The organism is Chryseobacterium sp. 2VB (assembly GCF_005503635.1).
Lineage (GTDB): Bacteria > Bacteroidota > Bacteroidia > Flavobacteriales > Weeksellaceae > Chryseobacterium > Chryseobacterium cupriresistens.
This window is the reverse complement of sequence record NZ_SCNC01000001.1, coordinates 136557-160382: the sequence shown is the minus strand read 5'-3', so window position 1 is coordinate 160382 and position 23826 is coordinate 136557. Positions and strand designations below refer to the sequence as shown.

Annotated in this window: 21 protein-coding genes and 1 pseudogene; 8 read left to right on the top strand and 14 right to left on the bottom strand. The window is 38.0% G+C overall.

The window, feature by feature from the left end; all coding sequences use genetic code 11:
* Positions 1 to 229 precede the first annotated feature (229 nt).
* Entirely contained in the window at positions 230 to 616 is a 387-nt protein-coding gene (locus tag FFS26_RS00730) for a Rid family hydrolase (protein ID WP_110008716.1), read from the bottom strand.
* Between the two features lie 298 nt (positions 617 to 914).
* Here FFS26_RS00730 and FFS26_RS00725 point away from each other — a divergent pair, with 298 nt between their 5' ends.
* The 5 genes from FFS26_RS00725 to FFS26_RS00705 all read left to right on the top strand — a co-directional run bounded on the left by FFS26_RS00725 (position 915) and on the right by FFS26_RS00705 (position 7194).
* Positions 915 to 1268 carry a hypothetical protein gene (locus FFS26_RS00725; RefSeq protein WP_137904009.1) on the top strand — a complete coding sequence of 118 codons (354 nt, stop codon included), beginning with the start codon at positions 915 to 917 and terminating at the stop codon, positions 1266 to 1268.
* 131 nt (positions 1269 to 1399) lie between these two features.
* Positions 1400 to 3709, top strand: coding sequence for a TonB-dependent siderophore receptor (locus tag FFS26_RS00720; protein WP_137904008.1), 2310 nt, complete (start codon positions 1400 to 1402; stop codon positions 3707 to 3709).
* A gap of 3 nt (positions 3710 to 3712) precedes the next feature.
* On the top strand, positions 3713 to 5158 hold the full coding sequence (locus FFS26_RS00715; protein ID WP_110008713.1) for an ABC transporter permease: 1446 nt from the start codon (positions 3713 to 3715) through the stop codon (positions 5156 to 5158).
* The gene (locus tag FFS26_RS00710) at positions 5159 to 6505 is read left to right on the top strand and encodes a DUF3526 domain-containing protein (protein ID WP_137904007.1); all 1347 of its coding nucleotides are present in this window, start codon (positions 5159 to 5161) and stop codon (positions 6503 to 6505) included.
* Positions 6499 to 7194, top strand: a complete 696-nt coding sequence (locus tag FFS26_RS00705; RefSeq protein ID WP_110008711.1) for an ABC transporter ATP-binding protein — start codon at positions 6499 to 6501, stop codon at positions 7192 to 7194. Before FFS26_RS00710 ends, FFS26_RS00705 begins: the two co-directional genes overlap by 7 nt.
* A 97-nt stretch (positions 7195 to 7291) precedes the next feature.
* Here FFS26_RS00705 and FFS26_RS00700 read toward each other — a convergent pair whose 3' ends face one another.
* Positions 7292 to 8587, bottom strand: coding sequence for a cryptochrome/photolyase family protein (locus FFS26_RS00700; protein WP_137904006.1), 1296 nt, complete (start codon positions 8585 to 8587; stop codon positions 7292 to 7294).
* Between the two features lie 187 nt (positions 8588 to 8774).
* On the opposite strand from FFS26_RS00700, the gene FFS26_RS00695 reads away from it, so the two are divergent.
* The gene (locus FFS26_RS00695) at positions 8775 to 9017 is read left to right on the top strand and encodes a hypothetical protein (protein WP_110008709.1); all 243 of its coding nucleotides are present in this window, start codon (positions 8775 to 8777) and stop codon (positions 9015 to 9017) included.
* 65 nt (positions 9018 to 9082) lie between these two features.
* On the opposite strand, the gene FFS26_RS00690 is transcribed toward FFS26_RS00695, so the two are convergent.
* From FFS26_RS00690 to FFS26_RS00675, 4 genes and pseudogenes are all read right to left on the bottom strand, one after another.
* A complete protein-coding gene (locus tag FFS26_RS00690; RefSeq protein ID WP_110008708.1) occupies positions 9083 to 9847 on the bottom strand; it encodes a hypothetical protein in 765 nt (254 codons plus the stop codon).
* Positions 9844 to 10338, bottom strand: coding sequence for a MarR family winged helix-turn-helix transcriptional regulator (locus FFS26_RS00685; protein WP_110008707.1), 495 nt, complete (start codon positions 10336 to 10338; stop codon positions 9844 to 9846). Before FFS26_RS00685 ends, FFS26_RS00690 begins: the two co-directional genes overlap by 4 nt.
* Before the next feature lie 115 nt (positions 10339 to 10453).
* Positions 10454 to 10672 (bottom strand): annotated as a pseudogene (locus FFS26_RS00680) (helix-turn-helix domain-containing protein); the annotation flags it as partial.
* Between the two features lie 53 nt (positions 10673 to 10725).
* Positions 10726 to 11886: an MFS transporter gene (locus FFS26_RS00675; RefSeq protein ID WP_137904005.1), complete on the bottom strand. Its 1161-nt coding sequence runs from the start codon at positions 11884 to 11886 to the stop codon at positions 10726 to 10728.
* 432 nt (positions 11887 to 12318) lie between these two features.
* On the opposite strand from FFS26_RS00675, the gene FFS26_RS00670 reads away from it, so the two are divergent.
* A complete protein-coding gene (locus tag FFS26_RS00670; RefSeq protein ID WP_137904004.1) occupies positions 12319 to 12930 on the top strand; it encodes a GNAT family N-acetyltransferase in 612 nt (203 codons plus the stop codon).
* A 52-nt stretch (positions 12931 to 12982) separates the two neighbouring features.
* Here FFS26_RS00670 and FFS26_RS00665 read toward each other — a convergent pair whose 3' ends face one another.
* Both FFS26_RS00665 and FFS26_RS00660 read right to left on the bottom strand, forming a co-directional pair.
* A complete protein-coding gene (locus tag FFS26_RS00665; protein ID WP_137904003.1) occupies positions 12983 to 13897 on the bottom strand; it encodes a helix-turn-helix domain-containing protein in 915 nt (304 codons plus the stop codon).
* 76 nt (positions 13898 to 13973) lie between these two features.
* Positions 13974 to 14771 (bottom strand): SDR family oxidoreductase, encoded by a 798-nt coding sequence (locus FFS26_RS00660; protein ID WP_110008703.1) that lies wholly within the window; start codon positions 14769 to 14771, stop codon positions 13974 to 13976.
* 134 nt (positions 14772 to 14905) lie between these two features.
* Between FFS26_RS00660 and FFS26_RS00655 the strand changes: the two genes are divergently transcribed.
* Positions 14906 to 18247 (top strand): DEAD/DEAH box helicase, encoded by a 3342-nt coding sequence (locus FFS26_RS00655; RefSeq protein ID WP_137904002.1) that lies wholly within the window; start codon positions 14906 to 14908, stop codon positions 18245 to 18247.
* A gap of 97 nt (positions 18248 to 18344) precedes the next feature.
* On the opposite strand, the gene FFS26_RS00650 is transcribed toward FFS26_RS00655, so the two are convergent.
* The 6 genes from FFS26_RS00650 to FFS26_RS00625 all read right to left on the bottom strand — a co-directional run bounded on the left by FFS26_RS00650 (position 18345) and on the right by FFS26_RS00625 (position 23668).
* Complete coding sequence (locus tag FFS26_RS00650; protein ID WP_110008701.1) at positions 18345 to 19655, bottom strand: T9SS type A sorting domain-containing protein; 1311 nt, start codon at positions 19653 to 19655, stop codon at positions 18345 to 18347.
* 241 nt (positions 19656 to 19896) lie between these two features.
* Entirely contained in the window at positions 19897 to 21072 is a 1176-nt protein-coding gene (locus tag FFS26_RS00645) for an acetyl-CoA C-acyltransferase (protein WP_137904001.1), read from the bottom strand.
* 150 nt (positions 21073 to 21222) lie between these two features.
* On the bottom strand, positions 21223 to 21723 hold the full coding sequence (locus FFS26_RS00640) for an endonuclease V (protein WP_110008699.1): 501 nt from the start codon (positions 21721 to 21723) through the stop codon (positions 21223 to 21225).
* A 2-nt stretch (positions 21724 to 21725) separates the two neighbouring features.
* Positions 21726 to 22094, bottom strand: a complete 369-nt coding sequence (locus FFS26_RS00635; protein WP_062670171.1) for a glyoxalase — start codon at positions 22092 to 22094, stop codon at positions 21726 to 21728.
* Positions 22091 to 22540, bottom strand: a complete 450-nt coding sequence (locus FFS26_RS00630) for a GNAT family N-acetyltransferase (RefSeq protein ID WP_110008698.1) — start codon at positions 22538 to 22540, stop codon at positions 22091 to 22093. The genes FFS26_RS00635 and FFS26_RS00630 overlap by 4 nt, the downstream gene beginning before the upstream one ends.
* An 87-nt stretch (positions 22541 to 22627) precedes the next feature.
* Positions 22628 to 23668 carry a M28 family metallopeptidase gene (locus FFS26_RS00625; protein ID WP_137904000.1) on the bottom strand — a complete coding sequence of 347 codons (1041 nt, stop codon included), beginning with the start codon at positions 23666 to 23668 and terminating at the stop codon, positions 22628 to 22630.
* Positions 23669 to 23826 lie beyond the last annotated feature (158 nt).

Genomic DNA, 23826 nt, shown 5'->3' with positions numbered 1-23826 from the left:
GCAATTTAATTGTTTGTATGTTAGGAAAATAAATAATCATGAAACAAAGTGTGGGTTGTATATATTCAAATTTCCCCACAAAAAAACCTCCCGAATCACTGAGAGGTTATACTGTAATTTGTCAGAAATATGAAATTTTCAATGCCCAAATATAATAAAGTGTCAATACCGTCGAATATGATCTCAATCATATATCGGATAAACAGTACATAGAATTCTGATAATCCCTTTAAACTTTAGCTGTAACTTTAATTTCCACTTTCTGCCCGGGAAGTGCCAGCTCAGTCACTCCGACAATGGTACTGGCAACCATACAGGACTCACCATAAAATTCTTTTCCAAAAACCTTTCTGCTTTCAAAGCCTTCCTGCATATCGGTAACATAGATAACTTCTTCTGTAACATGGCCGGCATTTAATCCAAATTCACTCAGCAACTTGCCTATATTCTGATAGGTCTGTCTGAACTGGTTTTCCATTCCTTCTGCAAGATTTCCCTGCATATCGTGGCCCAGCTGTCCGGAGATCCACACCGTGTCACCGCTTTTTACAGATTGCACATAGCCATATGCCTCTTCCCAGGGCATACCAAAAGTTCTGAATTCTTTAGTATTCATAATGTATTTATTTTTAGAATATTCTATAATCAATAAACAGGCATAAAATCATAATGTATTGATTATAAAATCATTTAAAGAGAGTCACCTAAAAATAATATACGAAATACCGTAGTTTTATAAGTGCCTTATTTCATATCATTCTTATCAATATTGCTGCAAACCCAAATAGGCAATCATTTCGATCCGGTAAATGATAATTGGAACTGAATTATTTTTAATTTTTAAAGAAAACATCACCTACTTTTTCTTCATCATTCAATTTTTATCAAATTAAATTGTACATTTGCTTTCTGTTATGCAAAAATTTCTCAGAGTCTTTTTTGTTTTTTCTTTACTTCTGATATTTGTTTCAAATGTCAGCGGGGTAACCACGTGTCTTGATCATGCCAGACACGCCAAAAGTAAAGTAATCTATAAAAAAGGTTCAAAAGAAGAGAAAATTCCTTCCTTTTCTCAGGACGATGAATGTCAGTGTGCCCTTCATATGCATATGACACAAATTCTTCTCCCTGACTCTTTGAACATGGATTTTGCCATTGACACAACCAGTGATAATGAAATGCCGCAGCCAAAAGCCATTTCCTATCGTTGTCTTCTCGACTTTTTCAGCTCCAGAGCTCCCCCAGCCTTATTTTCTGCGGTAGCTTAATCGATGCTGCCTTAATATTTCGTTTACAGATTTTTTGGTCTGTACTGTAATTCCGTGGATATCTGTGTCTTTACACAATTAAGGATATCCTTTTTATTAATGGGCCATTCGCTGCCCGTACATCCTTATTCATGACTACCAGTAATTTTAATTATTCGGGAATAATTTATTGTATTTCCCCAAATCCTGTAAAGCTTTTCAGCACAGGCTTTATCACAGTCTCATCACTTCTTTGTGCTCAGTCACGTCCGGAAGATTCGTTATCTACAGTGGTACAAACTGTTGAGGTTATCGGAAGAAAGTCTAAAGATTATACTTCCGACTACTCTTTTGCCGCCACCAAGATCGCAACGAAAAACAAAGATCTGCCTTTAACACTTAATACCGTTACCAAAGAACTGATCACCGACCGCCAGGCTTTTCAGCTTGGAGATGTCATGAAAAATGTGAACGGTGTTTCTCCTTCAAGCTATTATAATCAATACAACATCCGTGGGATCAGCCAGAATGAAGAAGGACAGATCATCAATGGAATGCGCACAAGGCAATATTATTTTTTGCAGCCCATGACCTCCAATATAGAACGTGTGGAGGTTTTCAAAGGTCCGGCAAGTATTACGATGTCCAGTGTAGATCCCGGAGGAACCATCAATATGGTTACTAAAAAACCATTATCCAATCCTCGTCATGAAATCAGTTTATCCGGTGGAAGCTTTGAAACTTATCGTGTCACTACAGATCTTACAGGTCCTTTAAATAAGAGTAAAACATTATTATATCGTTTTAACGGAGCATATCAGAATGCTCATTCATTCAGGGATCATGTTAAAAACAGTGGTATCCTGATCTCCCCTTCTATCACTTTTGTTCCGAATGATAAAACATCCGTGAATGTGGAAATGATTTTCAATGATCTCTATGGAAATCTGGATCGTGGACAGCCTATTTTCGGGGCAGTGGCAGGAAAAACAGATTTATACAGTACTCCACGAGCTTTGAACCTGGGAGCTCCTGATGATTTTTTTAAAACAAGGGAACTTATCCTGATGGGAACCGTTGCCCATCATTTTAACCAATATATCAGCTTTAATGCATCTTATATGAAGCAATACTGGAGGGAAAATCTTCAGGAGCACAGAACTACCAATTCATTTGTTCCTGATATGAACAATATCCCGGTTTCCAGCCTTGCCATGATGCAGTTTGTTCAAAGAAAACAAAACTGGGCAACAGATAATATCAATGCGTATTTCAATTTTAAATTCAAAACGGGTTCTGTTCAGCATCAGGCTCTGATAGGTTACGACAGCCAGATCTGGGAGAAACGCAAAGGCGGACAGCAGAAAGCAGCAAGAGGTTTTCTTTTAAAGAATGGCTCTGTGATTTCCTCTTATAATCCTGCAAATGCTTCGGATTATCAGACCATCAATTATAATGGAACAATCATTCCCAGACCTAATGTAACACCATTTGACCTGAATCCCGGTGCGGCCAATTATCAGGGTACTGATTTTAATACGCTTAATGTGATCACCCCTCTGCCTTCTGCTCTTACCACAACGCATGCTGCTTATATTCAGCATCTTCTTACCTGGAAAAAGTTGACAATATTATCGGGAATACGTCAGGAATGGTTTCAGGATATCACCAATTTCAAAGAAGCCAATGAGTCATCATTCAAAAATAATAAACTTCTGTACAGATTCGGGATTACCTATAGTGTAACGGATCATATCAATGTATATGGAACTTATTTAACCGGCTATCAACCCCAATCCAATACCGTAACGCTGATGCCCAATACCTCAGCCCTTACCGGATCTGCAGCAAGATTTAAGCCTCTGACTTCTGATCTTAAAGAACTGGGAATCAAAGCGCAGCTTTTTGGCAGAATTTCATTGAATCTTGCAGTGTATGAAATCAAACAAAGAAATATAATCATCAATGCCAATAATCCTTCAGAACCTGATGAACTTGTACAGCGTGGTGCTGACCGGAGCCGTGGATTTGAAGCTGAGTTTTCCGGACATATCCTTCCTCAATGGCATATTTACGGAGGCTACAGCTATATTGATGCTACAATATTGGATGACACCAACCGTGATCTTGTAGGAAAAAGAAAGGAAAACACTTCTAAAAATTCCGTGAATATCTGGACACGCTACAATTTTTCAACTGTTGAATTCCTCAAAGACTTCGGAATCGGTGCCGGAATGCTTTATCAGAGTTCTAAAATTCCGTGGTTTACAAGGAGTTTTGAGCTTCCCGCCTATACGACACTGGATGCAGCATTGTATTATACTCCGGCAAAAACTGTCCAGCTCTCTTTCAATCTGAATAATATAACCAACAAAGTATATTGGATCGGGGCTCAGAACTACTTAAGACTGTTTCCGGGAACTCCGAGAAATTATTTACTAACTGCTACTTATAAATTTTAAAATATGGCTGCTTCAAACTTACAACTGATGGTGAGAAAAACCTGGCAGGATTTGTTTAAAGGGAAACAAAATCTGATCACCACGATTGCTGTACTCTTATTCTGTATGCTGAGTATTGGCATAGGATATACAAAATACACCGATTCTTTTTCGAAAATAAAAGAATACCGGAAGGAAGTCCGGGAAAACTGGGAACACAGGCCTGATAAGCATCCGCACCGTATGGCCCATTACGGTTATCTGGTTTTCAGAATCGGACATCCGCTGAATATTTTTGACAACGGACTGGATGACTTCCTTGGGAATGTCATATTTCTGGAGGCTCATAAACAGAATACCGCCAATCTGTCGGAAGCGGGAAGCTCGGGTACTTTGGTAAGATTCGGAGCGTTCAGCAGTGCATTTATTCTGCAGAGCATTGTCCCGTTGATTATTCTCTTTTCAGGATTTGGGTTAATTGTTCAGGAGCGTGAGAATGCTACTTTAAAGATCATAAGTGTTCAGGGAACTTCCGGAAGAGCGATTATCTGGGGCAAAATTCTGGGACTCTGGCTGTTTTCTCTCTGTTTTCTTATTCCTGTAATTCCTGTTGTTTTCGTCGCTGCACTGATGTCCGAGACAACAGATTCAGCGGATATTGTATTACGTCTGTCATTACTGCTGCCTGCTTACATGATTTACTATTTTTTTATCTGTACATTAACCGTTATCGTATCGGCAAACAGTAAAAGTACCTCATCTGCGTTGATCAGCCTTATTGGTTTCTGGCTTCTTTTCATCATTGTTTTGCCTAAAGGAATTCAGTTTGCAGCGCAGAATTTTTATCCTGCACCTTCCAGAATTGCTTTCGAAACAACACTCGAAAAGGATATCTTAAAGTCTGGAGACAGCCATAATCCTGATGATCCGCATTTCAAAAAAATCAAGGATTCTTTACTGGCAAAGTATCAGGTAAAAACAACCAATGAACTTCCTTTCAACTATGGCGGATTCGTTATGAAGGAAGGGGAAAAAATAAGTTCACATATCTATATCAGACATCAGAAAGAACTGCAGAACATTTACAGTAAACAGCAAAATCTGACTGATATTTCAGGATTCATTAATCCCGCCATTGCCATTAAAAACTTTTCCATGATTGCCGCAGGAACAGATTTCTTTGCTTATAATCAGTTTCAGAAACAGGCAGAAGAATATCGCTATAAAATGGCTCAGCACTTAAATGATTTGCAAATTGAGCACATCAGCAATATTAAACCGGAAAACGGCGGACCGGCTGCTGTCATCGACAGGCACAACTGGGAAAGGTTTCCGGATTTTCAGTATCAGTATACTTCTGTTCTGAAAAGTTTAAAGCAACAGCCCATATCTGCTGCTGCATTAGTACTATGGATGTTTATCTGCATCATTGCTATCGAAATAAGTGGAAGAAAACTAAAACTCATCTAAATGAACCGTTATTTATACACCCAATTTTACCGTAACAAAGCCTATATCATTGCACTGCTGTTTTTATTGATAGCCGGGCTGATGGCTATTTATACAGGGGAAAAATTTTTAGACAGGAACGAAGACATCATCTCCCGAAGCGGAGCATTTCAGAAAGAAAGTATTGAAAGAAATACAAAATTTCATAAGGATGATCTGGGGCTGGTTCTTTATTATATTAAATTCAATCTGGTGAATGAAACACCCAGGCTGGCTGCTTTAAATATCGGAATGCGTGATTTAAATCCTTCTATTCAGGGAGTAACCATCCGGAATCTGGAAGAACAGCGCTATAATGCAGATTTTTATAATCCCGCCAATGCCGCAGTTGGTAATTTTGATTTTAGTTTCGTTGTTGTTTTCCTGTTTCCACTGGTGATTGTTGCATTCTGCTATAATCTGATTTCTGAGGAAGAAGAAAGAGGAACCTGGAAGCTGCTGTCGGTTCAGAGCGGTAATTTACAAAAGCTTCTGGATCATAAGATGTTCATCCGTCTTTTGGCTGTTACAGCTGTATATTTTGTATTAATTATTATCGCTTCGGTCTGGATGAAAATACCTTTAGATTCTTATTATATTGCTTTTATCATCAGTGGCTGGCTGTATATTATTCTTTGGTTTGCCTTATGCAGATGGATGGTATCGTTCCGTAAAACATCGGCTCAGAATGCGTTAATTCTACTGATTGTTTGGGTGGGCATCAATTTTATTATCCCGATGAGCAGTAATATTCTGATACAGAAGCTGTATCCGGTTCATGAGTCCCTTAAAGCTGTGATGGAACAGAGAGAAGGCTATCACAACAAATGGGATGAAGCTAAGCAGCCTACGATGGAAAAGTTCTACAGAGCATACCCTCAATACAGAAATTTTACCGTGGAAGAGAATGATACATTCACCTGGACCTGGTATTATGCCATGCAGCATATGGGAGATCTTGAATCGGCAAAATCTTCGGAACAGTATACGGAAAAAATGCAAAAAAGGAATCAGGCAGCAGACTATTTAGGCTATTTCCTTCCGAATCTTCATACTCAGCTGGCACAAAGCCATTTAGCAAAATCTGATATGAATAATCATTTGCAGTATGCTTCATCGCTCAAAAAATTCCATGAGAAAAAAAGGATGTTCTTCTACCCTTTAATTTTCTCAGGTAAGAGTGCAGAATCTGTCAACTGGGCACAGCAAACGATAGAGGTTTTCAAATTCTCTTCCTCTATCAAATGGATACAGATACTTCTTCCCTATCTCATCTTCATTGCTTTATTCATCATTCTTTCACAATATAAATACAGAAAAATATGTTAAAAACAGTCAATCTACATAAAAAATACAACGATTTTACCGCCCTTCATTCTCTTAATCTGGAAGTAAAAAAAGGTGAAATTTTTGCACTGCTCGGACAAAACGGAGCAGGAAAAAGTACAACCATCAATATTCTTCTGGGACTCATTAAAGCAACTTCCGGAGATGCTTTTATTAATGATATTTCGGTAACAGAAGAGCCCCAAAAAATAAAAAAACATTTGGCTTACATTCCTGAAACCGTTCTTTTATATCCTCATCTTACAGGAATAGAAAACCTTGATTTTTTCTCCAAAATCGCAGGTTTTGATTACCAGAAAGATGAACTGTCTGCGCTCCTTAAACGTACCGGTTTGCAGGAAACCGCCCATCATAAAGCATTGGGCGGTTATTCCAAGGGGATGCGTCAGAAAGTTGGAATTGCCATTGCTCTGGCCAAAGATGCCAAAGTGCTTCTTCTGGATGAGCCTACCAGCGGTCTGGATCCGATTGCTACTGCAGAATTTACAGAAATTGTAAGACAGCTGGGTAAAGAAAGCAGAACGGTTTTAATGGCAACTCATGACATCTTCAATGCAGTAAGTGTTGCTACCAATATCGGTATTATGAAACAGGGAGAACTTGTCCAGAATTTACCTTCCAAAGCGTTTACAGCACAGGAATTACAGGAGCTGTATCTGAAAACAATCTGATGATTCCGTTACTTCTGTAAGTAACTTTTCATATTAATATCAATTGGTTGATGCCCGGTGACAATTTGTTACCGGGCATTTTGCTGATACCTGATATTTATGCCAAAGCTTTTTTGTATTCTGATAAAGCTCTTTCACGGGCAAAGGTGTGTTCTACAATGGGTGATGGATATGCTGGTGTATTCCATTCAGGGAGCCACTTTTTGATGTACAGTAAATCTTTATCAAATTTTTCTGCCTGAGCCGTTGGATTAAAAACCCTGAAATAAGGTGCAGCATCACATCCCGAGCCTGCAGCCCACTGCCAGTTTCCATTGTTGGCCGACAGGTCATAATCATTCAGTTTTAATGCAAAATACGCTTCCCCCCAACGCCAGTCGATCAACAGATGTTTGCATAAAAAGCTCGCGACAATCATTCTTACCCGGTTATGCATATAGCCTGTCTCGTTCAGCTCCCTCATTCCGGCATCTACAATCGGATACCCTGTGGTTCCTTCACACCAGTGCTTAAACTCTTTTTCATTATTCCGCCATTGGATATTATCATACTGCTTTTTAAAAGACTGATGAGCCACCTGGGGGAAATGATATAAAATCTGCATAAAAAATTCACGCCAGATCAGCTCGGACAGCCATACCGCATTATGCTTCAATGCAAAAGCCACACACTTTCTGATGCTGATGGTTCCAAAGCGTAAAGCAATTCCGAGCTGTGTGGTATGCTGTAATGCCGGAAAATCACGGTACTTATCGTAATCATCAATAATGGCTGCATCTAGAACCGGTTTTTTAAAATCAAAATCTGTTTTTTTGAAACCTATTTCCTTTAATGCCATAATCTCAGAATATTTCTGTGGAAAGAGGTTCTTACAATCCAATTCAACAGATTGATAATGCTCAGGAGTTAAAGCTTCCCGCCACTTTTTGGCAAAAGGAGTGTAAACCGTGTAAGGCGAACCGTCTTTTTTAACAATCTGATCCTTATCAAAAATCACCTGATCTTTACAGGCTTTAAAAGGAATATTTTTTTCTTTGAAAAAATAATAGATTTCCTTATCTCTCTCAATCGCCTGTGGCTCATAATCTCTGTTGCTGAAAACACTTTTGATAGTGTATTCTTCAGACAATTTCCTGAATATTTCTATAGGCTTACCATGATAGATATTGATTTTTGAATGATACTTTTTTAATGAAACATTGATATCTGTCAAAGCCTGATGGATATAATCAACCCTGCGGTCTTCTTTATCTTCCAGCTTCCCGAGAATATCAGTATCAAATATAAAAATGGGTAGTACCGGTGCATCAGACTGCAGAGCATGGTGAAGTCCGATATTGTCTTCCAATCTCAGGTCACGCCTGAACCAGAAAATGGTGATTGTATCTTTCATAATTGCTTAATTCAAATTCATTGATCATTCCTGCTTGGGAATGACTCCATAACTAAGGATAAATATACAGATTTACTCCATTAATATTTTTAATAATTTGCATGATCTGGCTTTATCATTACAGTTAATATGATGATATGAATTAAAATTTTCCGACATTTGCTCCAATTATAATAGAAGCTTACGCATGGAAGAATTTGAAGTACCGGTAACCTATAAGGGTAAAGAACTGCTTTTCAATGGAAAGCTTGCCACATTCTCTTATGGATATAAACTGTATGTAGACGTAGATGGAACTGAAGTCGTTATTGAGCGTGATGATCACGGTGACTTAAGAGCTCTTCTCCCCGATGCTGCTTCCGAAAAAAATGTAGATAAAGGACTTATTGAAGCCATTATAGAAGTATTTAAAGAGCTTCAGGTTTTATAATTTGTTCTGCATAAAAAAAGAGACTTTTCAGAAGTCTCTTTTCATTCCTATATATTGAGTTTCATTTATTCGAAAACTACATAATTGACCTTATCTACACCTGTATTTCCCGTTTTTTCATGATAAGCATACACAACAAGTTCATAGTTTCCCGGCGAACTGATGATATGATCTCCTTCAAACAGATTGGTTGAAACTAAAGACATCTCTACATTTTTCACAAATTTTCCGTCTTTCTTCAGGATTCCTTTCACTTCTATTTCATCGGAATTCCACACTCCTCCTTTATCAATAACACATCCGCACATCATCACAATATTGGCCTGAAACAGGAAAGGTTTATCTTTAATACTTTTCAGTGCAATATACTGATGGGTTCTGGGTTTCAGAATATCAATAATATACCCCGGAATCTCAAGGATAATTCCTTCTCCTAAAATATGTTTCCCGGGAATCAGCCATAGCTCTGTACTTACTACCGCCTGAGCCTGCTTGCTGTTCAAAGGAGAAATTACTTCTATATTCACAAATGTAGGTTCATCAATATCTATGGCAGCCATAAAACCTCCTGTCTGTTCATCTGCAATGGAGTTTCCTCTTACTTTGGGTGTTTTCATAATCAGATCGGTGTTTCCCGTGCTTCCGGTAGTGTTTCCTTCTGCCAGAATCCTTTGATTAAGCTTATTTCTGATGATAATATGAGCGCCGCCCAATGAAGTTCCGATAAACTTTGCATCTTTTGCTTTGGCTCTGATCATGATTTTCGTTTCTGTTGCCGAAATCAAATTCGTGGAAAAAAGAAATGCTGTAATGAGAAGTAATGCTTTCATGATTGAATTGATTTTAAATATTCCTGTTTAAATCTGTGATGAAAAGATTCATTTTTTAATTTCTGATCAATATGATCCAGATACGTAAAAATCGACAGATCTTCTGATAATACCTTCAGAATTGCTTTTTCACAACAGTCCCAGATCTGCTTCAGCTGAGGAAGCATATCAATGGCTTTGGGAGATAATGAAATGATCTGCTTTCGCTTATCTGCACTATCTTTTTTGATGATGAGATAACCGCTTTCGCTCATTTTTTTGACGATAGCCACAACGGATGGATGCGAATAGCCCAAAGGCTCAGCGATATCGGTAATAGAAATTTCGCCTTTTTTTTGCAGCAACATAAAAACCAGATACCAGTTGGGTTCCACATCAATTCCGAATTCTTTATAAAACTTCCGCACATCATGAGACATGCGGTCACTGATTCTCTTCAGTCTGCTATCCAAAGCTTTATATCCTAATTCTTTAATAAAGTCAAAATCCATCTGAAATATATTTGCTGTAAATATATAAAAATATAAAGTCAACTATATAGCTAACTTTATATTTTTTAAAATCAAATTTTAACCTAATAAAAAAGGCCTTCTTATAAAAAGATATTTACTTGAAACTTTTCCTGTATTCTCCGGGAGTTACTCCTCTGTATTTCTTGAACAGTTTGGTAAGATGGCTTTCATCGCTGAACTGGAGCTCGTAGGCAATCTCACTGAGTCTGACACTGCTGTATTTTAAATAGGTTTCCACCAGTTTTAATCTATAGTCCAGCAGATAATCCTGATAAGAAATTCCGGTTTGCTGTTTAAAATATTCTCCGAAATAAACAGCTCTAATTATCGATAAATAGGTCTGTACAAATACAATCGGGAAAGGGTTTAGTATGATTTCCTGAAGACTTTCATCTGACCCGCCATAATCGCCAGTAAAATCCCAAAGCAGGCAAAAAGACCATATGAGTACCTGAGATCAAAACTTTCTGCAATATATCCGATAAGAGGCGGCCCCATCAGAAATCCTAAAAATGATATGCTGGAAACAAATGACAAAGCAATACTCGGAGCTACTGTACTCACTTTTCCTACTGTACTGTATACGGAAGGTACACTCAGGGAACTTCCAAGGCCAATAATCATAAAGGCGATAATGCAGATCCACAGTTCAGGAAAGAAAACACTTAGAAAAAGCCCGCTGCTCATCAGCAGTCCACAACACTGCAGAACGATCTTTTTTCCATATTTTTCAATGATTTTATTCCCGATAAAACGACCTAAAGTCATCATTAAGATAAAACTTGTATATCCCATTATGACAAGGTTTTCAGGTGCCTTAACTATAGTTTGAAAATAAACCCCGCTCCAGTCGAACATTGCGCCCTCAATCGCCATACTCAGGAAGCCTATAATTCCCAAACCAATCAGTGTAGGATTCACCGCTTTGAAAATTGAACGGGTCTGCGGTTCTGCTTTATGAATAATATTGGTCAGATTTTTTGTACTGTAAAACCAAAGTATTCCTACCAGAGTGAAAATAAAAACAAAATGGTAAAAAGTTCCTACATGGAGATTAATCATCAGCAACCCGATTAAAGCCCCTGTAAGCCCTGCAAAGCACCATGCCCCGTGATAGGAAGAAAGAAGGGTTCTTTTTGTGATAGATTCTATCTCAATTGCCTGTGTATTGATGGCAATATTGCAAATATTCCCGGACACGCCGAAAAAGAACAGAACGGCCCCTAAAGTCCAATAAGAAGGTGATAAGCCAATTAAGAGAAGAAAAAAAGGATACAGCATAAAGCATCTTTTAATAATTCCGCTGCTTCCGTAAATACTGATCAGTTTTCCGGCCAGAACCATCGTCGACAGCTGTCCTATCGGCATAAGAAGCAACAGCGTTCCCAACTGTGCTTCAGTAATGGAAAGAGCAGTTTTAATGATAGGAATCCGGCTCGCCCAGGAGGAAAAAACAAGCCCGTGGGCAAAGAATAGTAAAAAACAGGCGGTCGGCATTTTTGCATTAAAAGATGGGGTCTCGTTCATTATAACAGGGTAATAAAAATCCTTTTTGCAAATTTAGACACGCTGCGCTATTAAAATGTAGTTCATTTTTGTCATTTTTATGTTCCATTTTAACCAATTAATGAAATTGCCGACCTCATTATGGTGGAAAATCACCTTATTTTTTGAACACAAATTTTTATTTTCAAGTCTGTTTAAACTTAACCACAAAAGTCACAAAAGTTTTTATTTTCTAAACACTTTGGTATACTTTAGAAAGTTTAAGGAAATACCGTGTAATTAAGTTCACATAAAATGAAAATCTTTGATTTTCAACAAAACTTTAGGATACTTTTATACACAAAGCATATAACTTAAAATAGTTTAAGTGTTTAAAAAGCTTTTGTGTCTTTTTTGTGGTTTTATAACGTTTAAATAACTTTTTCATTAATTTCGTTGTATAAAAAATGAGCCATGAAAGAAAAATGGATCGCCTATCCAACTATTTTGGAAGGAGAAACTGTTGAATTAATTCCCCTTGAAAAAGAGCATTTTGAAGAATTATATGCTGCTGCTTCAGATAAAGAACTCTGGGAACTGATTCCTACCGATTGTTCTGAAGAAACCCAGTTTTATAAAACGTATGAATTCGCCTTATCAGAAAGAGAAACCGGAAATCAATATCCATTTGTAATACGACATAAAGAAACCGGAAAACTCATCGGCTCCACCCGCTTTTTTGAAATATATCCTGCAGACAGAAAACTGGAAATCGGATGGACATGGATCACCAAAGAGTTCTGGGGAACAGCCATCAACCTGGAATGCAAATTACTACTGCTCACCTTCTGCTTTGATGTGCTGAAAACAAACAGGGTACAGTTGAAAACGAAAGACGATAATTTCAGATCACGAAAAGCGATCGAAAAAATCGGTGGTGTATTTGAAGGTATTTTACGTAAAGACAAAGTTCTCAGGGATGGAAGCACAAGAAATGCGGCTTATTACAGTATTTTGGATGATGAATGGGCCACTGCAAAATTTAAAATTGAAGCTTTCATTAAAGAAAAACAAAGTGTTGGCTAAAAAGCATACAATAAAAAACACCTGATATTTGAACCAGGTGTTTGTATTTTATTTAATTGAAAGACTGTCTGTAACTCAATGGTGTTTTATCAGTTTTCTTTTTAAAGAGCTTGTTGAATGACTGCGGATGTTCAAATCCGAGAGCATATGCTACTTCAGAAACAGAAAAGCCTGTCGTAGTAAGATATTCTTTCGCCTTCTCGATCAGTTTTTCATGAATATGCTGTTGAGCATTCAGTCCGGTCAGGTTACGAAGCATATCACTCAGATAATGGGGTGACAGATTGAGCGTGGAGGCCAGAAATTCCACCGTTGGAAGCCCTTTATTTAATGTTTCCTGCTCGTTAAAATACTTTTCCAGCACAACATCCATTTTAGCCAGTACATCATTATTAACCGCCTTTCTGGTGATAAACTGTCTTTTATAAAAGCGGTTGCTGTAATTGAGAAGAACATCAATATAAGAAACAATAACATCCTGGCTTACTTCATCAATAGATGTATTGAGTTCATTTCCAATATAATCAAGAAGTCCGGTGATTGTTGTTTTTTCCTGATCCGATAAATGCAGCGCTTCATTCGTATCATAAGAAAAGAAACCGAAGTTTTTGATATTCTTTGCCAAAGGATAACTTCTGATGAAATCCGGATGTACCAACAAAGTATATCCGCAGTATTCTGCATTCTCATCAGTAGAAAGAACCTGACCGGGAGCCGTAAACATCATTCCTCCCTCATTGAAATCATAATATCCCTGTCCATAGCCCATTTTCCCAACCGTGGAATATTTATATGAGATCTTATAAAAATTCAGGATAAAGCTTCTCTTCAGCATATCTTTTCTGATGCTCATTTTCGTATTATCCACAAGGCTTACCAACGGATGAAGCGGCTTGGGCAACTGCAGCATATCGTGCAATTCTGATATGGATGAGATCTTCAGGGGAATATTATCTTTCTTTTCCATGATATAAAATTATAAATTATTGAGTGAAAAAGACAGTACAAATGTAATTTACTTATACTGTCTTTCAAAAACCTGATTACATAAACTGTTTTCCGAACTGCTCTCTGAATGCTTCATCACCTAGTTCAAGACGCTGTGCATAGATGGCTTTAGCATCTTCTCCGGCCACATATCTCAGTTGTTTTTTACCATCTGTTGCAGCCTCATAAACTACTACTGCAATCTGTTCCGGTGTAGATGCTGCTTCCATCATTCCTTCCATTTTAGAAAACAAAGAATTCGTCATCTCTTCATAAGCAGGACTGGATGCTGAGTCCAGAGAACGGCTTACAAAATCCGTTTTAATTCCTCCTGGAGAAACAGTTTTAATATCAATTCCCAAAGTATTAAGCTCAAAAGCTAAGCTTTCACTCCACCCTTCAAGGGCCCACTTGGTCGCATGATAAGTAGAACCCAATGGGAATGCCACCAGTCCTCCTATAGACGTTGTAGAAATGAACATTCCTTTTTTCTGTTCTCTGAAGTAAGGAATAAATGCCTGTGTAACGCGTATAACCCCTAATAAATTCGTGTCCAGCTGTTTGACGATCTGATCATCAGAAAGTGCTTCCAAAGGTCCTATAAGGCCATATCCTGCGTTATTATACACCACATCGATGTCTCCAAGTTCAAGAGCCTGCTTTACAGTAGACTTAATCTGTTCCGGATTGGTAACATCCAGCGGAAGTACAGTTACATTCTCCAAAGCCGCAAGATCAGCTGCTGCTTCAGGGGTTCTCATAGTCGCGATTACTTTCCATCCGTTGTTTTGAAATAATTGGGCAGCTGCTTTTCCTAATCCTGTAGAAGCACCTGTTATAAAAATTGTTTTCATTTTTCTTGGTTTAAAATTACAGGACAAAGTTCTGCATTACAACAAACGCCGGAGTTGCCAAAATGGGGTAAGGTGTAGCCAAAACGGGTTCTTCAATATATTTGTTTTTTGTAAGTTTGTCCCGATCTATTTTTATGGCAGAATATATTCTTGACAACATCAATATCAGTACACTTTCCGTATATGACCTGCTGAAACATACCTCAGACAGTGCATTTATCGGGATCAGGGATTTTCGTGAAATCTATCCTGTTGCTATTGAAAACAATACAGGAATATTTACAAAACAATCTTCACTGCAGGATTTTCCGATGGTTACCATCAGCAAAATAAACAGCACTCTGCTTTGTTCCTGCACCTGCAGCAATGAAAAGAACCAGCTTTGTTCTCATCAGGCAGAAATAATCCACTGCATTATTGAGGATAAAAACTATCGCCTGTTTTTTGATGAAGCACTCCGCAAAAAAACCTTTCTTCCCAGAGCAAAAGAATATGGTCTGGAAAATGAGCCGGATCTGGATCAGTATTTTGAACTGGAATATACTGAAGGCAAAATTAAAATACTGCCCAGAATCAAAGAAATGCTTCCTGCAGATGATGTGATGCTGGCAAGGGATCTTCTTCCTCAGCTTCCTTCTAAACTGGATGAGCTGGCAGTATTGGAATCGGGTAAAAAGCAAATATTGGTTATCGGTAAACACCGTTATTACAATCATATGACCTTCTCACTGATGGAGGCAGAAATAACTCAGACAGGAAAGCTCAAAAATCCCGTAACTCCTGTAGATGCCATGCAGCTTATCTGGAAAGCAGAAAAACCTGCAGACATCAAATTTTATACTGCCATTACTACTTTTCAGAACAACTATAATGAAGATTACAATACGGGAGAACTGGAAGCGTTAAAACTTATTGTACAGAACCCTCTGGAACTGGAAGTCTATTATCACGACCGGGAAATCGCAGAAACGGTTTCTTCAAAATCACTTTCTCGTATTGAATTAAACACTTTAGATGCGGAGTTTCAATTATCTGTATTTAAGAAAGATCCGTTTTTTGAAATCACCGGAGAGCTGTTGTTTAATGACATTGCTCTTCCATTTAAAAATATAGTTCTCAGAAATGAGTATTTTGTGTATAACCGAAACATTTTCAGCTTTGTAGACAATCCGGACATGCTCAGAATCATCCGGTTCTTTAAGGCTCATAATGAAATTTTACTGGTTCATTCTTCAAAATATGAAGCTTTCATGCAGGACATTCTGTCTGCTTTAGAAGAACGTATTAACATCAATTACAATTATATACGACCTGCAACGAAAGTGCAGCTTGAAGACAAAAATTATCAGACTGAAAAAGTCATTTATCTCCGTCAGCAGGAAAATTATATAGGAATTACTCCCGTCATGAAATATGGTGATGTGGAAGTTCCGGTCTATTCCAGGAAGCAGATTTTTGATACCGATCATAATGGAAATCCATTTAAAATAGAAAGAAATGAATCAGCCGAAGCCCGCTTTACTTCTTTGGTGATGCAGCAGCACCCTGATTTTGAAGACCAGATGGACGGCTATCAGTATTTTTATCTTCACAGGGATAAGTTCCTGGATAATAACTGGTTTCTTGAAGCATTTGAGACCTGGAGAAATGAAGGAATCATCATACTTGGTTTTAACGAATTAAAAAACAATAAATTAAATCCGCATCGGGCAAAAATCAATATTCAGATTACCAGCGGACTGGATTGGTTTAACGCTAAACTGAAAGTAGGATTTGGTCCCAAAGAAGCTTCTCTGAAACAGCTTCACCGGGCCATCCGGAATAAGAGTAAATTCGTCCAGCTGGATGACGGCAGTATGGGAATTCTTCCCGAAGAATGGATGGAAAAGATAGCTGCTTACTTCAGAGCGGGAGAAATTGATGAAGAGCTTTTAAAGATTCCGAAAATCAATTTTTCGGAGGTAACGTCACTGTTTGAAAAAGAAATTCTGAGCAAGGAGATTCAGGAAGAACTTACCTCCTATTCCGCTAGGTTTTCAAAAGTAAAGAACATTCCGGAAGTAGCTGTTCCCTCTGAGCTGAATGCTGAGCTGAGAGATTACCAGCATGACGGATTGAACTGGCTTAATTTTCTTGACAGTTTCAACTTCGGAGGATGTCTTGCAGATGATATGGGGCTTGGAAAAACCATTCAGATCATTGCTTTTATTCTTTCACAGAGGGAAAAAAGAGGCCACACCACCAACCTGATTGTGGTTCCTACTTCCCTGCTCTTCAACTGGCAGGAAGAGATCAGCAGATTTGCGCCTTCCATAAAAGTTCTGCTTCATTATGGTGCAGACCGTCCAAAAACAACAGCTCATATGCCTGATTACGAAGTAGTTCTTACCACCTATGGGATGCTGCTTTCTGACATTCAATTTTTGAAAAATTTTAGTTTCAATTATGTATTTCTGGATGAATCACAGGTGATTAAAAATCCTAATTCAGAAAGATACAAAGCCGCAAGACTTCTTCAATCAAGAAACAGAATTGTACTAACGGGGACGCCCGTTGAAAACAGTACTTTTGATCTTTACAGCCAGCTTTCTTTTGCCTGTCCCGGATTATTGGGAAGTAAACAGTATTTTAAAGACATTTATGCTATCCCTATTGATAAATTTGAGTACAGCAAACGTGCCATAGAGCTTCAGCAAAAGATAAAGCCATTTATCCTCAGAAGAACTAAGAAACAGGTTGCCAAAGAACTTCCGGCGAAAACTGAAACAGTAATCTACTGTGAAATGAATACGGAACAGCGCAAAATTTATGATGCTTATGAAAAGGAACTTCGTGAGTTTATTGCCGCCAACGATGACGATGATCTTAACAAAAACAGCATGCACGTTCTTACAGGGCTTACGAGGCTCAGACAGATCTGTAATTCCCCTGTCCTGATGAAAGAGGGATATTCAGGTGAAAATGCCGTTAAAATTGAAATTCTGATGGAGCAAATCCTTGGAAAATCCAAAGATCATAAAATCCTTGTTTTCTCACAATTTGTCGGAATGCTGGACCTCATAAAGACAGAACTGGAACGCCACAATATTCAGTTTGAATATTTAACAGGTCAAACGAAAGACAGGGGTGAAACAGTAGCTCATTTTCAGAACAATGAAGATATCCGTGTATTTTTGATCAGCTTAAAGGCCGGAGGTGTCGGTCTCAATCTTACCCAGGCAGATTATATTTATCTTGTTGACCCATGGTGGAATCCTGCAGCTGAAAACCAGGCTATTGACCGAAGTTACCGTATAGGACAGACAAAAAATGTAATTGCGGTAAGGATGATCTGCTCCAATACCGTAGAAGAAAAGATTCTTACCCTTCAGAAAAAGAAAAAAGAACTGGCTCAGAACCTATTGATCACTGACGGAAAGAAGCTTCAGGGATTGTCTAAGCAGGATTTGATGAATTTACTGGGATCTGAATCGTAATATAAAAGCTTAAAACCAGCAAAAAAAACCGACAGGTAAAAGACCTGTCGATTAAAAAAACAAAAATTGATATGGATATGATTTAGATATGATGTGTCTATTTTTTTATCATCTTTTCTGTAAAGATTTTTTGATTTCTTGTGTGAATTTTGATCAAATAAGTTCCTTGAACAAAACGGTCCATTGAAATCGTCATCGAATTACCTTCCAGCATCTTTTGTCCGGACATGTTATAAATTTCATATTTCTCCAATCCTTCTTTCATCTTGATTGTTACAGAATTTGCGGTAGGATTTGGATATATGGCAACAAGACTTGATGCCTCTTTAGAAACTTCAAGGGTTGAAAGACTCTCAGGCTGAATATTTATAGTATAATCTTCTGCCTGACCGATAAACCAATCCGAAGGACAGGGAAGATTCTTCAAAGCTCCCATCCAGGAATTGGATTCATAGGCTTTTACCAGTCTGAAACGGGTTTCTCCCAACTGTGCACCAGCCGGAATGGTGATATTGCCTGTTGCAATCCCGGACTGCTGGCCAGGAACCGGATTGGAATTATCCAGATAGCCCAGATTAAACTGCTCATCAGCATCAAACTGATTATTATGGTTAAAATCAATATAAGCATAAGCGGATACGGTGGTTTGGCCATGGGTACCACCTGTTACGGTTATCGGATAGCTATTTCCACGGTTGACATTGAAAACTGTTGCTGTGAAGTTTTCAAGCACATCGGAATTTCCATCCAATGCACTGTTTCTAACAACTCCGGCAAATTCTACCGTACTGATCTCACTCACGGTTGAACTTGTAATATTTTCAGTACCGCAATAAGGAGCCGGGAAACTCGCTGTATTTCCTATGATATTCACTGTATAATCTTCCGTCTGCCCTGCTCTTAAACTGCTGTCGCAAGCTGAGCTTATAGAATTAGCGGCTGCAGGATCGGAATAAGCCTGAACATTGGTATTTTTAAGAACTCTCATTCTTGTACTTCCGATGGCAGCATTGGCCGGGATTGCTATGGTATTATTAACTGTAAAAGCATTGGCCGGATTGGCTGCTCCAAGTCTTCCGATATAAAAGCTCTCTCCTGCATCATCAAAATTTCCGTTCTGATTAAAGTCTATAAAAACAACTACATCGCTGGGAAATGTACTGGAAGGACCTTGCACAGAGATTGGATAAGAACTTCCCGACTGCAGATCTGTGGAGATTGCCGTAAAATTCTCATAAATTTGTGCATTGGACGACTGAACAGGTGATGAATTATTAATCGTTCCGAAAGTCACATTACTGATCATATTACTGTCAGCTCCATACTGAAAGGTTGGCATACAATATTGCAGCTGCGCATTCGTCAGTGATGCAAGTACAATACCAGAAAGAGTAGTTATTTTTTTCATTTTCTTTGTTCAATTTCCTGGGACAAATTTATATTTATTTAGAATGAATAAAAATAACAATGTAATGATATTTGTCAGTTTAATAAAAATAGAGCATTAAACATTCGTCTGCACTTATTGAACATTCTGTTTGACCAATGGATAATCAATCTGTTACCAACGCAAAAGATCCTTCTCAAATTTAACTTTAAGAAAGATCTTTTTTAATATAATAATTGAAATCTAAGGTAATTTATGCCTTTTAACCTATATTTTCGATAAGAACTGCGGAAGCGCCTCCTCCTCCATTACAGATGGCAGCAATTCCATACTTTCCTTTTTCCTGGTGTAAAACATTCACTAAAGTGGTCATAATCCTTGCTCCTGAAGCACCAATCGGATGTCCCAATGCCACTGCTCCTCCGTATACATTTACCTTGCTGATATCATAATCCAGAATTTTTTGATTGGATAGAATTACTGAAGAATACGCTTCATTAATCTCGAAAAAGTCGATATCTGACAGATTGAGACCTGTTTGTTTCAACAATTTCTGAACAGCGATGGAAGGTGAAGTGGTAAACCATTCCGGTGCCTGAGCGGCATCTGCATAGGCTATTATTTTTGCCAGTGGTTTTAAATTATGTTGCTCTATTGCTTCAGAAGACGCTAGTAAAAGGGCTGCAGCACCATCATTCAGATTGCTGGAATTGGCTGCTGTAAGTGTTCCGTCGGCTTCAAATGCAGGTCTCAAAAGGGAAATTTTCTCTGGGATCAGTTTATCAATATCTTCGTCTCTATCAACGATTGCAGTTCCTTTTTTCCCTTCAATGGATATTGGGATCAATTCGTTGCCAAACTTGCCGTTCTTTGCCGCTTCCTGAGCTCTCTGGTATGAGAGAAGGGCATAATCATCAAGCTCCTGTCTGGTAAGTCCATATTTCTTCACACCCAATTCAGCTGCACTTCCCATATGGAAATCATTGTAGACATCCCATAGCCCGTCTTTAATCAATCCATCAGTAAGATTCGTATCTCCCAGTTTTGTCCCCTGGCGGATTTTGACATAATGCGGAACGTTGCTCATGCTTTCCATTCCTCCCGTCATAACAATATGATCCATTCCAAGCTGAATTTGCTGTGCACCCATCATTGCCGATTTCATTCCGGAAGCACAAACTTTGTTGATTGTGGTAGCGTCTTTGTCCACAGGAATTCCGGCAAAGATAGCCGCCTGCCTTGCTGGCGATTGTCCCAATCCAGCACTCAGCACATTTCCCATATATACACTGTCTATATGTTCCGGAGCCAGTCCGATACTTTCATAAGCATTCTGAATGGCAAAAGCCCCCAGCTGAGTCGCTGTAAATCCTGACAGAATTCCCATAAAACCTCCAACCGGGGTTCGTTTTGCTGCTACTATAAATACTTCTTTCATAGATTTTATTTTTAAATATACCGATCAGTATATTTTGATTAAAAAAAATCCTTTTTATATTGACAAAGGAATATAACAAAGATAATTAAAATATACCAATCGGTATATTCGTAGACAAAAAAAATCTTACTTTTTGTAAGACTTTATTATTTATGCTCTGCTTAGTTGGTCTAATCTTTTCAACAGCGTAGGCATTCTGTAATCGCCATGCATCTGTTGTACTTTTAATTGAACTTCATCTACATTTATTCCTTTCGCTGTTACAAAAAGTGGGGTTTTACTTTCTCCACGAACTGCATTTCTTCGTTGGGAATCAGGAGTTCTAAATTCATTCTTTGCAATCCCAACTATAGGATACTTTTCTTCCAGTTCTTCATACAGATGACCACCCAGGCCAATTTTCCCATTATTATCCAAAGTGACATATCCATCAACAATGATAATGTCTTCTGGTCTTAATGTTATTTTTTTTAGCAGACTCAAAATACAGGGCAATTCTCTTTTGTAAAAAGCCCCGCTTTCATATTCTGAACTTACGGGAATCTGTTCTATAAAGACTTCCACTTCTTTTTCAGAGGTCCAGTCTTCAAATGCAATACACACGGTATTGGCATAATCCTCATAATAATAGGTATCAAATGCGTAAATCATATTTATTTCTTAAAAAACTCACCGAAGTGCCACAATATTCCTGAAGGATCATGTACAAAGCACTCTTTCCCCCAATCCATTGTTCTTACAGGAGTAAGCCTCACATTTTCATATTTTTCTGTAAGCTCCAGAGACAAGAGTTCTTTCCAGAATTCATCTGTATTGGCAACTTCCATAAAGATCATGGTATTATCCACCCAGTCTTTTGCATAATAATCCTGGAGATAAAAACCGATTTCTTCTCTTGTAAATAAAGACAATTTAGATTCCAGAACTACTTCTTGAAATCCCATATCTCTGTAAAAATTTCTGCTGATCTCAAAGTTTTGCGCTCCGATAAAAGGTCTGATGGATTTCAGTTTTGGTGTCATAATTTTTTATTTTTCCAGTTTTCAGAACTCATTTGAAACTTGATTTCTCCTTTTCCATGGGGTCCAGCTTCCTTCCATCCAGATTTTCTGTAAAAGATTTCAGCCCTTGTTCCAGGTGAAGTACCCAGCCATACGGAATCTTTATTTTGTTCAAAATACCAGTCCAGCATAATATCATGGAGTTTCCTGCCTATTCCAAGGTTTTCAAAATCCGGATGTACAAAGAGCGCCCAGATATTGTTTTCTTTCAGATCTGCAATGGAAAAACCAACGATCTGATCTTCCATCTCACAAACCCAACCTTTTCCTCTTTGGAATAGAAATTCCTCACAATCTTTATCGGTAACCAATCCAGGATCTGACAGCGTGTTTTCTTTCACGGAGTTTCTCACAACCTGTATTTGTGGAATGTCTTTTGGCCTTGCTTCCCGGATTATGGTTTTCATGGTAATGTTTTGCTGGCAGTTTACAGGAATGATATTTTTTAAACCTTGATAAGGTTAAAAAAATATCATTCCAATTAAAGTTAATAATTATTTTCTGTCAACCACAATTCTTTCTTCTCTGTTGGCAATATCCCATGCAGTGGTAAAAATAAGCTGGGTTCTTTTCTCCAGCAACTGATAATCAATTTTTTCAGGATCATCACCTGGTTTGTGATAATCTTCATGAATACCGTCAAAGAAAAATGCTACAGGAATATTATGTTTAGCAAAATTATAGTGGTCTGAACGGTAATACAATTGTTCAGGGTCATTCAAGTCATCGTATTTGTAATTCAGTTCCAGGTTGTTAGTTCTTTTGTTCGCCGCTTCGTTGATTACTTTAAGTTGGGAGCTCAACATTTCAGAACCAATCACATAGACATATTGTTTTCCTCTGTTGGCAGGATCATCACGTCCGATCATATCAATATTAAGATCAACCACGGTATTGGCTAACGGGAAAACAGGATTTTCGGAATAATATTCTGAACCGAAAAGTCCATGTTCCTCTCCTGTAACATGAAGAAACAGAATAGATCTTTTAGGCCCTTTTCCTGCTTTTTTAGCCTGTTGGAATGCTTTGGCAATTTCCATTACAGCTACAGTTCCACTTCCGTCATCGTCTGCTCCATTGTACACAATTCCATTTTTGGTTCCTACGTGATCATAATGAGCAGAAACCACCACAATCTCGTCCGGTTTTTCACTTCCTTCAATAAAAGCTAAAATATTTTCAGAATCCGGAAGGTTACCTCCTCCTCTTTTCTTCATGAATTCAGACGGTACTTTCTGATAGTAAGAGCCTAGTGCTTTAGGAGCTGAAATACCCAGATTCTTATAGTAATTAATCATATACTCACCCGCTTTTTTCTGTCCTTTGCTTCCGGTATCACGCCCTTCCATATCGTCTGCTGCAATGACGTAAAGGTTTTTCTTTAAATCCTCTGCATTAATCTCTTTATAGGCATTGTTAAACGCTTTGTTATGTTTTGTGGATACAGGATGTGAAGTATTCCCGTCAGATATTTTTGCCGTTCCACAACTGGTTACTACAGCCATTGCCAATAACGGAATAAGTATTTTTCTCATAAAAGATAAATTTCTTAAAAATAACAATTTTTATTAAATCCCAGTATTAATAATCAATAGGACAAAATAATATGCAGTTCATTACAAATCTACCAACACATAAGCTTAAGTGTAATTTTGATATTAAAATTTTATTATATTTGATAAAAATACAAAAT